Origin of the sequence: Mycobacterium europaeum, assembly GCF_002102155.1 — a bacterium.
Classification (GTDB): Bacteria; Actinomycetota; Actinomycetes; order Mycobacteriales; family Mycobacteriaceae; genus Mycobacterium; species Mycobacterium europaeum.
This window is the reverse complement of the sequence record NZ_LQOU01000044.1, coordinates 1-13,344: the sequence shown is the minus strand read 5'-3', so window position 1 is coordinate 13,344 and position 13,344 is coordinate 1. Positions and strand designations below refer to the sequence as shown.

Genomic DNA, 13,344 nt, shown 5'->3' with positions numbered 1-13,344 from the left:
CGATCCACTCCTAGGCTGACCGGCCCACGGGATGGGGGGGAAACCATGCCGGCCTGACCACCCCTCAGGTCGGCATGGCCCTCTTCCAAGGCCGAATGGCCAACCGGCGGTTAGGGATCGCGCGGAAGGCCGAGCAACCGCTCGGCGATGATGTTCAGCTGCACCTCGGAGGTGCCGCCATAGATCGTCGTGGCCCGGCTCGCCAGCAGATACTCGCCCCATTTGCCGGGCGGTTGATTGGTGTCCCCGATCGCGGCCTCGGTGCCGAACGAGGACACCGCGAACTCGGCGTATCCCTGCCCGGTGCGCATCGAGAGCAGCTTCGAGATGGCCGCGGACGGCATGGCGTCGCCGCCGGCCAGCGTCAACAACGTCGAGCGCAGGTTCAGCACCTTGGCGGCGTGGCCCTCGGCAATCAACTGACCGGCCCGGTGCTGCGCGACCGGGTCGAACTGCCCGTCGCGCACGAAGTCGACGAACTGGCCGAGGGTGGCCAGAAAGTTGGCCTCGCTGCTGCCGATCGAAACCCGTTCCGCCGTAAGGGTATTGCGGCTGACTTCCCACCCACGGTTCACCTCGCCGAGCACGCATTCGTCGGGCACGAACACGTCGTCGATGTAGACGGTGTTGAACATCGCGTTCCCGGTGAGCTCGCGCAGCGGCTTCACCTCGACGCCCTCACTGCGCATGTCCAGCAGGAAGTAGGTGATGCCGTTGTGTTTCGGGGCGTTCGGGTCCGTTCTCGCCAGGAGCGCGCCCCACTGGGAGAGCTGCGCCGCGGTGGTCCAGATCTTCTGACCGGTGATTCGCCAGCCGCCGTCCGTCCGGGTTGCCTTGGTGCTCAGCCCGGCCAGGTCCGATCCGGCGCCCGGCTCGGAGAACAGCTGGCACCAGATCATCTCGCCGCGGAAGGTCGGCGGCAGGAACCGCTGCTTTTGCTCCTCGGTGCCGAAGGCGACGATCGACGGGATGATCCACGTCGCGATGCCCATCTGCGGGCGCTTGACCCGGCCGGCGGTGAATTCCTGGGCGATGATGACCTGCTCGATCGGACTGGCGGCGCGGCCCCAGGGTCTCGGCAGGTACGGCAGCGTCCAGCCGCCCTCGGCGATGGCGACCTTGCGCTGGTCGCGCTCCATCGCCTTGAGCGCGGTCACCTCGGCGCAGATCTCGTCGCGCAGCTTCTCGGTGTCGGGGTCGAGGTCGATGTCGACCGCCCGAAGCCCGGTGCTGGTGGCGGTGTGCACCACCTTCTGCGGGTATTCCGAACCGCGCCCGAAGGAGGCGGCCAGCATCAGCGCCCGGCGGTAGTACACGTTCGTGTCGTGCTCCCAGGTGAATCCGATCCCGCCGTGCACCTGGATGCAATCCTGCGCGCACCGTTGGGCGGCCGCCGGCGCCAGTGTCGCCGCGACGGCGGCCGCGAACTCCACTTTGGGACCGCTGATGTCCCAATCGTTTTCGCGTGCCTCGTCGAGAGCGCGGGCGGCGTCCCACACCGCCGCGGTAGCCCGCTCGGTGTCGGCGATCATCTCCGCGCACTTGTGCTTGATGGCCTGGAACTGCCCGATCGGCCGGCCGAACTGTTCGCGGATCTTGGCGTATTGCGACGCGGTGTCGGTCGCCCAGCGCGCCACCCCGATCGCCTCCGCCGACAGCAGGGTGGTCATCAACGCGTGCGCGGTCGCCATGCTCAGGTTGCCCAGCGCGGCGTCGGCGCCCACCTCGACGGCGTTGGCGCGCACATGGGCGATGAGGCGCAGCGGGTCGATGCTTCGCACCGGCTCGATCTCGAGCTCCTCGGCGCGCACCACCACCCATTCCTCGCCGCTGTCGATCGCGACCGGGAGCACCAGCACGGAGGCCTGCGCCGCCGCGGGTACCGCGCGGACCTCGCCGCGCAGCACCAGCGTGTCACCCTGACGGGTCGCGGTCAGCCCGCAGCAGTCCATCGCGTACGCGGCGATGGCGGCGCCCGAAGCCAGCTCGGAGAGCACCTTGGCGTGCGGATCGCTGGCGGAGATCAGGGCGCTGGCGATCGCCGACGGCACGAAAGGCCCGGGCACCGCGCCGTAGCCGAACTCGGCCAACACGATGGCCAGCTCGAGGATCCCGAAGCCCTGCCCGCCCACGGACTCGGCCAGGTGCAGGCCCTGCAGGCCTTGGTCCGCGGCGGCCTGCCAGTACGGCGGGGGATTGTCGATCGGTGTTTCCATGGCCGCGTGCAACGCCTCGGACGGCGCGATGCGCGCCACCAGGGACCGCGCCGAATCGGCCAGGTCTTGATGCTCAGGAGTGATAGCGATCGGCATTGGTCGCCTTCCCATGCGTTCGGGTTCCGTCTCGGCCAAGCGCCTTCCAAACTAACAACCGGTCGGTTGGTTGACCACAGGGGCCGCCGGGCGGTGCGGGCTCTCAGTGGTAGCGCTTGGCGATCCACTTGGCGATGATGTCGGCCTGCTCGCCGCGGGCGCCCGGGGTGGTGAAGTAGTGATCGGTGTCGATCGACGCCTGCGTCTTGTCGGGGCCGGCGAGCGCGGCGAAGATCCGTTGGGCGTCGGACGGAAACACACCGGTGTCGGCCTCGGCGTTGATCACCAGGGCGGGGCAGCTGATGCGGGCCAGGTGTGGTTCGGCCCGGGTCTGCGCCACCCGCAGGCTCCACATGCCCAGCCAGTTGCGCAGGGTGCAGGCCGCGGCGATCCCGTGCGCCGACCGGTTGGCCTTGGCCGGGACGCCGGCATAGCACATGTTCGGTTGACGCCTCGTGGGCTCGATGCTGGCATCGACCATGCGCGGATCGGCCCAGGTGCGCATGACGCAGAACGGACGGTCGGAAAACCCCGCCGCGCGAACGCGTTTGAGCTCCGTCTCGGCCCAGTCGGTGATGGCGTGGTTGCGTGCCGTCTGCGCACGGCGGTAGCGGTCGAGGAACTCCGGCGCGAACGGCGGGCCGTTGCGCTCGTTGAACAGGTCGAGGTCGACGTCGGTGGCGACGGGGTCGTTCTCGTCGACGACGGCGGCATCCATCCAGGCCGTCAGCACGTCGGGCCGCCCCGGGTGGGCCGCCGTGGCCACGTAGCCGTCGGCGGCGGGCAGCTCGGTCAGGCCCGTCGCGGGCCGCATCCCCTCCAATGGGGTTACGTTCGGTTCGACGGCCTGCGACTGATACGCGGCCATCAACGATCCGCCGCCCGAGTTGCCCAGCAGCACAACCGTTTCGACGCCCTGCACTTCGCGCAGCCAGCGCACCCCGACGCCGATGTCGACCAGTGCGTGGTCGAGCAGGAAGCTGCTCTCGAAGCCACGGAACCTGGTATTCCAGCCGAGGAAGCCCACCCCACGGGCCGCCATGTAGTCGGCGAGGTAGTGCTCGGAGAAGTCGATCTGGTAGTGGGTGGCGATCATCGCCACCTTGGGCTTGCGCCCCACCCCGCGGTGGTACAGGCCCTGGCAGGGATGCCCGCCCGCGCCGGCGCGCCCGGCGGTGGGCGACGGCAAGCCGACGAACTCGCGGACCACTCCCGCGGCACCGGTGTGAACAGTCATTTCAGCAGCCCTGCTGGCGATGGAGATCTCGGAGAAAACTGAAGCTGATGTTAGATTCTTGAATTACATCTTGGCCAGGATTTCCCACGCCGGGACGGAGGGGAGCCGCGCGATGATCAAGCCCCACAACACCAACACGGAATTCGAACTCGGCGGAATCAACCACGTCGCGCTGGTTTGCTCGGACATGGCCCGCACCGTGGATTTCTACACCAACGTCCTGGGCATGCCGTTGATCAAGTCGCTGGACCTGCCCGGGGGCGCGGGCCAGCACTTCTTCTTCGACGCCGGCAACGGCGACTGCGTCGCCTTCTTCTGGTTCGCCGACGCCCCCGACCGGGTGCCGGGCATCTCGTCGCCGGCCGCCATCCCCGGCATCGGCGACATCACCAGCGCGGTGAGCACCATGAACCACCTGGCATTCCACGTGCCGGCCGAGAAGTTCGACGCCTACCGCCAGCGGCTCAAGGAGAAGGGCGTGCGGGTGGGGCCGGTGCTCAACCACGATGAAAGCCCCATGCAGGTGTCGGCCACCGTGCACCCCGGGGTGTACGTCCGTTCGTTCTACTTCCAGGACCCCGACGGCATCACGCTCGAATTCGCATGCTGGGTCAAGGAATTCGGCCCCCGCGACGCGAGCACGGTGCCGAGGACCGCGGCCGACCGGCGGCCCGCCGTGCCGGCCGGCCGGCCGTGACCGACGGCATCCTGTCCGACGCCCAGATCGCGGCCCTGACGCCCGGCCAGCGGCGTGACCTGATCACCCGGCTGGAACAACCCGTGAGCGACATCGTCGACCCGGTATTCCTGGCCCGCGTGCGGCGAATCCGGTTGCGCCTGACGGCCGGTGGCTCGGCGGTGATGATCCCCTGGCTGGGCTATCTGTCCACGACGCTGCCGGAGAACTACGTCGTGCACAACTGGCCCCTCACCTGGATGGGCTACGACGCGCTGTTGATGATCTTCATGGCGGCGACGGCCGCGTTCGGCTACCTGCGCCGTCAGGTGCTCATCCCGGCCGCGTTCACTACCGGTGTGCTCCTGATCTGCGACGCATGGTTCGACCTGATGACCGCCGGCCCCAGGGACCTCTGGCTGTCGGTGGCCACCGCGGTGCTGGTCGAGCTGCCGCTGGCGGTCTTTATGATCGTCAGCGCGCTGCGGCTCATGCGCCTGACCATGGAGCGGTTCTGGCTGCTGGATCCCGGGATGCGGATGTGGCAGCTACCGCTGTTGCCGTGAGTCCCTGCCGTGGTGCGGTCAGGGTAGAAGAGGTTACCGGCGTCGTCGCGAGAACGCGGGGGATTGCGAATCTCGGCAAAAACCGCGTAATCCCCGCTTTCCTGTACTAACGTCCAACAACAGCGACTCGGGGGTACGAGCGACGACCGTAGAGGCAACGGCAGCTACGGAAATCGGTTCGCGAAGATCCCTGGTACGACATTGAATTCATATCGCGCATAAACCCATTCGCGGACTGGGTTTCCGGTACCTCTTTGCCGCACAACGGAATCAGCACCTTACAGAGCGAGGATCAACCAATGGTCGCACTCGGAAACATCTACGAATGGGAACCGCCGCACGGCCCACTGACCACGTGGACGGCCACTCCCGCCGCGCACGAAGCGGCCCGCACCGCGCCGTTGAGCGATTTGGTTCCGAGTTATCAGCAGACCCAACACCTCTGGACCGCCCACCTCGGCAACACGATGAACAGACAGCTCCCCCGGCTGATGGTCGTGGCGTGGGACATCCCCGGCACGTGTGACATCCCGGCGATGACGGCGGCGATCAATGCCCATGTCCGTGGGCAGGACACCTACCACAGCTGGTTCGACATCGTCGAAGGCGCCATCGTCCGCCGGGCGATCGCCGACCCCGGGGTCATCGAATTCGCTCCGACGGCGTTCGGAACGATGAGCCCCGAGCAGGCGCGTGCGCACGTCCTGACGACGACACCCGAGACGCTCGGATGGGGTTGCTTCACTTACGGAGTCATCCAGGGACCGGGCCACTTCACCTTCTACGCCAGCGTCGACCACCTGCACATCGATGGTGTGTCCGCCGCGCTGATCTTCCTCGACATCCACCTCACGTACCAGGAACTGGTGCTGGGTGCGCCCGGTGTCGAACTTCCCCCGCCCCCCGAGGTGAGAAGCTACCGCGACTACACCGTGCGGCAGCGCGAGACGGCGGCGAGCCTGTCCCTGTCCTCCCCGGAGATCAAGGACTGGATTGCGTTCGCGCGCGAGACCGACGGTGACTGGCCGAGTTTTCCGCTGCCGCTGGGCGACACGTGGGCCAGCTGCAAGGGTGACCTGATCACGGTCGACTTGCTGGACGCCGCGGGGACGGAGTCCTTCGACGCCGCCTGCTGCGGGGCCGGTGCCCGGTTCATCGGAGGCGTCTTGGCCTGCACAGCGCTGGCAGAGCGCGAATTGACGGGCAAGAACACCTATTTCGGGTTCACCGCTCGGGACACCCGGACCCCGGGCGTCGACACGATGACGGTGGGATGGTTCGCCAGCCTGATCCCGGTCACGGTGCCGACGGCCGGCGGTTCGTTCCCGGAGGCGGCGCGGGCGGCCCAGAAGTCCTTCGACTCCGCCAAGGACCTCGCCGCGGTGCCGGTCGAACGGGTGCTGGAGTTGGCGACCCCGGATGAGCTGGGCATCAAGCTGCCCACCCGACTGCCGATGATGATGTCGTTCCTCGACTTCCGGAAGATTCCCCTCGTCGGGATGTGGGCGGAGATGAATTTCGGGACCTATGGCGACAGCCTGTCCGCCGGCGGGATCAACATGTGGATCAACCGGCACGTCGAACGCACCACGGTGACGATCTCCTTCCCGGACAACGAGATAGCCCGGGAGTCGGTGCACTGCTACCTGGCCGCGCTGATCCGGGAGTTCGCCCGCGTCATCGAGACCACCCCCGACCAGCCCGATGTGGTTGCGGCCTAGGCGCACAAGACGGCGGGAGTCGTGATGATGAGCAACGTGCTGGACCTGGCCGACCAGACCCTCTTTCTCGGCGAGCGGGCGACCGCCGCTACCAGTGTGCTGCAATGCGTCTGGGTATACGACCGCGCTGTCGACGTCGACGGTCTGCGACGGTTCCACCGCCATCTCGGTCGGGGCCGGCTGCGTCGCCGCATCGAACGGTCCGCGTTGCCGTTCGGCAGGCATCGCTGGGTGGCCCCCACCGCTCAGCCGGAGCTCGAGATGGTCGCGGCGCCACGGCCCCGTGAGGCGATCGGCGACTGGCTGGAAGAACAGGCGGGCAAGCGGCCCGACGCCGAGCACGGGCCCGGCTACCACCTCGCCGTGCTCCCGTTGACCGACGGCGGCGCGGTGGTGAGCCTGGTGACCACCCATTGCCTCACCGACGGCGTCGGGCTCTGCGAGGCGTTGGCGGACGCGGCGTCCGGTCGCGACGACACCATCGACTGGCCGGCCCCGGCGGCACGGCCGCGGTGGCGGGCGCTGCGTGAGGACGCGCACCAAAGTGCATGCGACGCATCAAGCGTGGGCGGCGCTCTGGTCGCCGCGATCCGCCTGGCCGGGACCGCGCGCCACGCTGGCGGCGCGGCGCCGGCCGCCAAGCGGCCCGCGCCCCCCAGCGGGGCGGACGAACTCATCACGCTGCCCATGACGACGCTGTTCATCAACGCCGACGAGTGGGACGCGCGCGCGGAGGCGCTCGGGGGAACGAGCAACGCGCTGCTCGCTGGACTGGCCGCGCACCTCGCCCGGCGAGTGGGGCGGGTCGCCGCGGACGGAACGGTCACCGTGGGAATGCCGGTCAACGAGCGCACCCCGGGCGACACCCGCGCGAACGCGGTCGTCAACGTCGACATCACGGTCGACCCCGGTCCCGCGACGACCGACCTGCGCCAGATTCGCGCCGGGGTCAAGGAGGCCCTGACCCGCCACCTGGACGAGCCCGACGAGCGCTGGGCTTTGCTGCCGCTGGTTCCGCTGATCCCGAAGCGCGTCATGCGGCGCCTGATCGGCGTGGTCACCGGCGGTTCAACCACCGTCGTGTCGTCCAACCTCGGGGCGCTGGAACCGGCCGTCAACCGGCCGGATGGCACCGACGCCGATCACTTCGCCATGAGGACCGTGTACCCGGGGGTGACCACCGCGACCATGTACCGCACCAACGGCGCACTGGCGTTGTTGTCCGGGCGGGTGAACGGTCAAGTATTCGTCTCCTTCCTCGCCTACGAGCTCGGCCGGCACAACTCGATCGAGCAACTGCTGCAGAATGTTTCGAGCGCGCTGAGCGACTTCGGCCTCACCGCCACCACGGCTTGGCGCGCGGTCTGCCCGGCGTGACGCTGCGCTAGGTGTCGGCCGACGCCCGTGCTTCGGTGGCCCGGTAGAGCCTTGGCTCGGCCAGTTCGTCGAGCAGGGCGGCCAGGTGATCGACGAGCTGGTCGGGTTCGAGCCGGACGTCGCCGGCGAGCCAGGCGCTGATCGTCTGCCCGACGCCGCCGACCACGAAGTGCGCCGCCGCCTTGATGCGGTCGTTTGCCGGAACCCGCATCGCGTCCCCGACGTGCTGGCCGGACAGCATGGCGAACAGCGCGCTGGACTCGGCGCGCTTGCGCACGATCACCGGATCGGCCAAGTGCGTGCTGAACAGCAGGCGCCCGAGGCGGGGGTCGTCGGTGACGGTGCCCACGATGTTGGCCATGCCCGCCCGGGTCTGCTCGTGCGCCGGCACCGCCGCCACCGCGGCCTGCGTGGTGGTGGCCAGCCGGGCGACCACCCAATCGAACACGGAGGCGACGAATTCGTCCTTGTCGGCGAAACTCTCGTAGAAGTACCGGGCCGCCAGCCCGGCCTGCCGGCACACGCCGCGCACGGTGACCGCCGAGACGCTCTGTTGCTCGGCGCCGAGCAGCTCGAGGCCCGCGGCCAACAGTCGGTTGCGCCGCGTCGCCAGGCGCTGCGCGGCCTCGACGCCGCGGTACGGCCGCGCGCTGGAGGTCTCGCTCATGCCAACCATCTTGACACCGGCGGGGCGCCGCGACAATATCGGGAAACACCCGTTCGCACATTCGCGGGCGGTGCCGCGGGAGGGGATGACGATGGCGATGCGCGAGGCTGCTCACGAACCGGCGCGGCATGTCGAGCGCCCCATCGCCGACCCGCCCCGGCGATCCCCCGGACTGCGGCGCCGGCGGGCGCTGGGCATCGATGAGGGGTTGATGGGCGTCGCCCTCTTGGCCGGCCCGGCGAACGTGGTCATGCAGCTGGCCCGCCCCGGTGTCGGCTACGGCGTCATGGAGAGCCGCGTCGAGAGCGGGCGCGTCGACCTGCATCCGATCAAGCGTGCGCGCACCACCTTCACCTACCTGGCCGTGGCGACCAACGGCAGCGACGCCCAGAAGGACGCCTTCCGTCGTGCGGTGAACCGCGCCCACGCGCAGGTCTACTCCACGCCCGAAAGCCCGGTGCGATACAACGCCTTCGACCCCGAACTGCAGTTGTGGGTGGGGGCATGCCTGTACAAGGGCGGGGTCGACATCTACCGCATGTTCGTCGGCGAGTTGGAAGGCGAGGACGCCGACCGCCATTACCGGGAGGGCATGGCGCTGGCCACCACCCTGCAGGTGCCGCCGGAGATGTGGCCGGCGGACCGGGCCGCGTTCGACCGGTACTGGCAGGAGTCGCTGGCCAAGGTCCACATCGACGACGCGGTCCGGGAGTATCTCTACCCCATCGCGGCGGCCCGCATGCCTGGGCTGGCGCTGCCGCGCCGGCTGCAGCGCGCCTTCGACGACTTCGCGTTGCTGATCACCACGGGCTTTCTGCCGCAGCGGTTCCGCGACGAGATGCGCCTGCCCTGGGACGCCGCCAGGCAACGGCGCTTCGACCGCCTCCTGGCGGCGCTTGCGCTGGTGAACCGGAGCCTGCCGCGGTTCGTTCGCCGGTTCCCGTTCAACGTCCTGCTGGCCGACGTCGATCGCCGGATCAGGACGGGGCGCCCGCTGGTCTGAGGCGCGGGGGCGCGCCGCACCGCGTCGTGTTGATAACGACAATCATATTCATTAAGCTCTCCTCTGCCTGGTAAGCCCTCCAGCCCGAGGAGTACCTATGACGGCGCCGATCTGGATGGCTTCGCCACCCGAGGTGCACTCCGCGCTGCTCAGCAGCGGCCCCGGTCCGGCGCCGCTGCTCACGGCGGCGGGTGCCTGGTCCGAACTGAGCGCCGAATACGCTTCGGCCGCAGCCGAACTCAGCGGTGTCTTGGCCGCGGCGCAGGCCGGTGCGTGGGCGGGGCCCAGCGCGGAGTCGTATGTGGCCGCGCATGCGCCCTACCTGGACTGGCTCACCCGGGCCGGTGCGAACAGCGCGGCGGCGGCCGCCGAACACCAGACCGCCGCCGCCGCCTACACCGCGGCGCTGGCGGCCATGCCGACGCTACCGGAGCTCGCCGCCAACCACGCCGTCCACGGCGCGTTGGTGGCGACGAATTTCTTTGGCATCAACACGATTCCGATCGCGGTCAACGAGGCAGACTATGCGCGGATGTGGGTGCAGGCCGCCGGCACCATGACCACCTACCAGGCGGTCTCGACCGCGGCCGTCGCGGCGACACCGCAGACCGACCCGGCTCCGCAGATCGTGAAAACCGATGCCAACAACCAAAACTCGGGCAGCAGCTTCCACGATCCCACGATCGACAATCCGCTCGACGACTTCATTGCGAAGGTCCTGAAAAACCTCGGCATCAATTGGGACCCCGCGCAGGGCACCGTCAACGGGCTGCCCTATGACGCGTACACCAACGCGTCGCAACCGATTTGGTGGGTCGTTCGGGCGCTCGAACTGCTCGAGGATTTCGAGCAGTTCGGCTACTACCTGGTGCACAATCCGGCGCTGGCCTTCCAATACATCGTTCAGCTCGCGTTGTTCGACTGGCCAACGCACATCCTCGAGATCCTGACCACGGCGCCCCAGCTCTTAGCGCCCGCGCTGCTGCTCGCCGTCGCCCCCTTCGGAGCCGTCGGCGGCCTCGCCGGGCTGGCCGGCCTGGCCGGGATACCGCAGCCCCAGGTCGTGCCGGCGGCGGTGCCGGCACCCGCCCCACCGCCCGCCCCGATGCCGGCCGTCGCGATGACACCGACCGCCGCCGCGCCGGCGGCGGCTCCCGCCTCGGCCCCCGCGTCCCCTCCCGCGCCGACGGCGACCACGGTGACCACAACCGCGCCCTCCGCCCCGCCGCCGCACGCGGCGGGTTTCGCACCGCCCTATGTCGTCGCCCCGCCGGGCATCGGAACCGGCTCCGGGATGGGTGCGGCCGCGAGCTCGAGCGCCAAACGCAAAGCGCCGGAACCCGATAGCGCCGCGGCGGCGGCCGCGGCGGCGCGGGAGCAGGCCAGGGTGCGGCGCCGCAGGCGGGCCACCCGGCGCGACTACGGCGACGAGTTCGCGGACATGAATGTCGGCGTCGATCCGGATTGGGGCGCGCCGGCCGGCCCGGGGCCGTCGGTCGCATCCGACCTCGGCGCCGGGAGGCTGGGGTTCGCCGGGACCGCGCTCAGGCACGCGCCCGCCGCCGCGGCGGGATTGGCCACGCTGGCCGGGGACGGGTTCGGCGGCGGCCCGCAAGTCCCCATGACGCCGGGCACCTGGGACGCCGACGGCGCCGCGGAGCCGGATCCGCCCGTCACCGGGCGCCGGTAATGTCGACTCCGTGCGTAGCGAAGGCGATACCTGGGACATCACAACGAGTGTCGGTTCGACGGCGTTGTTCGTGGCGACGGCGCGGGCGCTGGAGGCGCGCAAGCCGGCCCCGCTGGCCGTCGACCCCTATGCGGAGGTGTTCTGCCGCGCCGTGGGCGGATGGGCGGCCGACGTCCTGGACGGCAAGGCCCCCGATCACGAGCTGACGACGGCCGACTTCGGCCAGCATTTCGTCAACTTCCAGGGCGCCCGCACCAAATACTTCGACGAATATTTCCGGCGCGCGGCCGACGCGGGCGTCCGGCAGGTGGTGATCCTCGCGGCGGGCCTGGACTCCCGCGCCTACCGCCTGGACTGGCCGGCCGGCACGACCATCTTCGAGTTGGACCAGCCGCAGGTCCTCGACTTCAAGCGTGAGGTGCTCGCCTCGCAGGGCGCCCGGCCGAACGCCGAGCGCCGCGAGATCGCGGTCGACCTGCGCGACGACTGGCCGCAGGCGTTGCGCGACAGCGGCTTCGACGCCACCCGGCCGTCGGCGTGGATAGCCGAGGGCCTGCTGATCTACCTCCCGGCCGCCGCGCAGGAGCAGCTGTTCACCGGCATCGACGGGCTGGCCGCCCCGGGCAGCCACGTCGCGGTCGAGGACGGGGCCCCTCTCGACCAGGACGACTTCGAGGCAAAACGCGAGGAAGAGCGCGCCAAGATGGCCGAGGGCGCCGAGCGACCCTTCTACCAGCTGGTCTACAACGAGCGGATTGCGCCCGCGACCGAATGGTTCGGCGAGCGGGGTTGGACCGCGGTCGGCACCCCGCTGGCCGACTTTCTGCGCCAGAACGGCAGGCCGGTTCCCGGGCCGGACATCGACGCCGGGCCGATGGTCGCCCGTAACACCCTGGTGAGCGCCGTCAAAGGCTGACCCGGCCCGCTCGGGCGCGTGATGAGTTCTCCATGAGTTGAGCGCGCGCCGGAACTTTCCCGCGCCGTGCTGCGACTACTACCGGGCTGATCGGTGCGCCGCCCAACAGCCCGGGCGGCGTCGGTCTCGGCCCGGCGAGGAGTTCCGGCGTGACGCTGCGCGCTTTTTCCGACGGTCCGGCCGGCGGTCGGCGATGACTGCCCCCGTGTGGATGGCGCTACCGCCGGAGGTCCATTCGGCACAGCTGAGCAGCGGCCCCGGCCCGGCCGGCCTGCTGGCCGCGGCGGCCTCCTGGAGCTCGCTGAGCGCCACCTATGCCTCCGCGGCGGACGAGCTGTCGGCGACCTTGGCGGCGGCGCAGGCCGGGGCGTGGGAGGGCCCCACCGCCGAGCAGTACGTGGCCGCCCACGCGCCTTACCTGGCGTGGCTGACGCGGGCCGGCGCCACCAGCGCCGCGGCCGCCGCCCGGCACGAGACCGCCGCCGCGGCCTACACCGCGGCGCTGGCCGCCATGCCGACCGTGCCGGAGCTGGCCGCCAACCACGCGGTTCACGGCGCACTGGTGGCGACCAATTTCTTCGGCGTGAACACCATCCCGATCGCGGTCAACGAGGCCGACTACGCGCGGATGTGGGTCCAGGCCGCCACCACGATGTCCACCTACCAGGCGGTCTCGACCGCGGCGGTGGCCTCGACGCCGCAGACCGACCCGGCGCCGGTCATCCTGCACGCCGACGGCGGCGACGAACCCGACGACACCGGGATCGTCGACAACGACGGCGGCAACCCCTACCAGCTGAGCTGGTGGATCAACCGATTCACGGAGATCTTCCAGACCATCGCACGGGATTTGGAGGAGTTTCCGGAAAACCCGTCCGAGGCGCTGACCCAGCTGCTCAACGACATCGGGCTGCTGATCGCGGACGAGTTCACCCATGCGATCGAGGCCTTCCAGGCGTTCGCCCCCCAGATCGCGGCGTTCACGCTCGCCCTGCCGGCCGGCGCCGCGGCCGGCCTCGTGGGGCTGGTGGGGTTGACCGCGATCCAGCCCCAGCCGGCCCCGGTCGCGGCCGCCGCGCCGGCACCCGCGGCCCCGAAACCGATGCCGGTGGCGGCCGGGCCGCCGGTGAGCGTCGCGGCCACGCCCACGGTGCCTTGATCCGCGCCCAGGCCCCGGCC

The 13,344-nt window shown here is 70.0% G+C and carries 10 protein-coding genes and 1 pseudogene; 8 read left to right on the top strand and 3 right to left on the bottom strand.

Annotated elements, in window-relative coordinates; translation table 11 throughout:
- Positions 1 to 110 precede the first annotated feature (110 nt).
- Together AWC03_RS20565 and AWC03_RS20560 are read right to left on the bottom strand one after the other, a co-directional pair.
- The gene (locus tag AWC03_RS20565) at positions 111 to 2,312 is read right to left on the bottom strand and encodes an acyl-CoA dehydrogenase family protein (protein ID WP_085242562.1); all 2,202 of its coding nucleotides are present in this window, start codon (positions 2,310 to 2,312) and stop codon (positions 111 to 113) included.
- A gap of 103 nt (positions 2,313 to 2,415) precedes the next feature.
- Positions 2,416 to 3,549: an alpha/beta hydrolase gene (locus tag AWC03_RS20560; protein ID WP_085242561.1), complete on the bottom strand. Its 1,134-nt coding sequence runs from the start codon at positions 3,547 to 3,549 to the stop codon at positions 2,416 to 2,418.
- Positions 3,550 to 3,661: 112 nt separating this feature from the next.
- Here AWC03_RS20560 and AWC03_RS20555 point away from each other — a divergent pair, with 112 nt between their 5' ends.
- The 4 genes from AWC03_RS20555 to AWC03_RS20540 all read left to right on the top strand — a co-directional run bounded on the left by AWC03_RS20555 (position 3,662) and on the right by AWC03_RS20540 (position 7,889).
- A complete protein-coding gene (locus AWC03_RS20555) occupies positions 3,662 to 4,246 on the top strand; it encodes a VOC family protein (RefSeq protein ID WP_085242560.1) in 585 nt (194 codons plus the stop codon).
- The gene (locus tag AWC03_RS20550) at positions 4,243 to 4,791 is read left to right on the top strand and encodes a hypothetical protein (RefSeq protein WP_085242559.1); all 549 of its coding nucleotides are present in this window, start codon (positions 4,243 to 4,245) and stop codon (positions 4,789 to 4,791) included. Before AWC03_RS20555 ends, AWC03_RS20550 begins: the two co-directional genes overlap by 4 nt.
- Positions 4,792 to 5,090: 299 nt before the next feature.
- Entirely contained in the window at positions 5,091 to 6,512 is a 1,422-nt protein-coding gene (locus tag AWC03_RS20545) for a condensation domain-containing protein (RefSeq protein WP_085242558.1), read from the top strand.
- 27 nt (positions 6,513 to 6,539) lie between these two features.
- Positions 6,540 to 7,889 carry a hypothetical protein gene (locus AWC03_RS20540; RefSeq protein WP_085242596.1) on the top strand — a complete coding sequence of 450 codons (1,350 nt, stop codon included), beginning with the start codon at positions 6,540 to 6,542 and terminating at the stop codon, positions 7,887 to 7,889.
- Between the two features lie 7 nt (positions 7,890 to 7,896).
- Here AWC03_RS20540 and AWC03_RS20535 read toward each other — a convergent pair whose 3' ends face one another.
- Positions 7,897 to 8,565 carry a TetR/AcrR family transcriptional regulator gene (locus tag AWC03_RS20535; protein WP_085242557.1) on the bottom strand — a complete coding sequence of 223 codons (669 nt, stop codon included), beginning with the start codon at positions 8,563 to 8,565 and terminating at the stop codon, positions 7,897 to 7,899.
- Positions 8,566 to 8,647: 82 nt separating this feature from the next.
- Here AWC03_RS20535 and AWC03_RS20530 point away from each other — a divergent pair, with 82 nt between their 5' ends.
- From AWC03_RS20530 to AWC03_RS20515, 4 genes and pseudogenes are all read left to right on the top strand, one after another.
- The gene (locus AWC03_RS20530; protein WP_085242595.1) at positions 8,648 to 9,559 is read left to right on the top strand and encodes an oxygenase MpaB family protein; all 912 of its coding nucleotides are present in this window, start codon (positions 8,648 to 8,650) and stop codon (positions 9,557 to 9,559) included.
- 97 nt (positions 9,560 to 9,656) lie between these two features.
- Positions 9,657 to 11,249, top strand: a complete 1,593-nt coding sequence (locus AWC03_RS20525) for a PPE family protein (RefSeq protein WP_085242556.1) — start codon at positions 9,657 to 9,659, stop codon at positions 11,247 to 11,249.
- Positions 11,250 to 11,259: 10 nt separating this feature from the next.
- Positions 11,260 to 12,165, top strand: coding sequence for a class I SAM-dependent methyltransferase (locus tag AWC03_RS20520; RefSeq protein WP_085242555.1), 906 nt, complete (start codon positions 11,260 to 11,262; stop codon positions 12,163 to 12,165).
- 193 nt (positions 12,166 to 12,358) lie between these two features.
- Positions 12,359 to 13,312 (top strand): annotated as a pseudogene (locus AWC03_RS20515) (PPE family protein); the annotation flags it as partial.
- Positions 13,313 to 13,344: the final 32 nt, after the last annotated feature.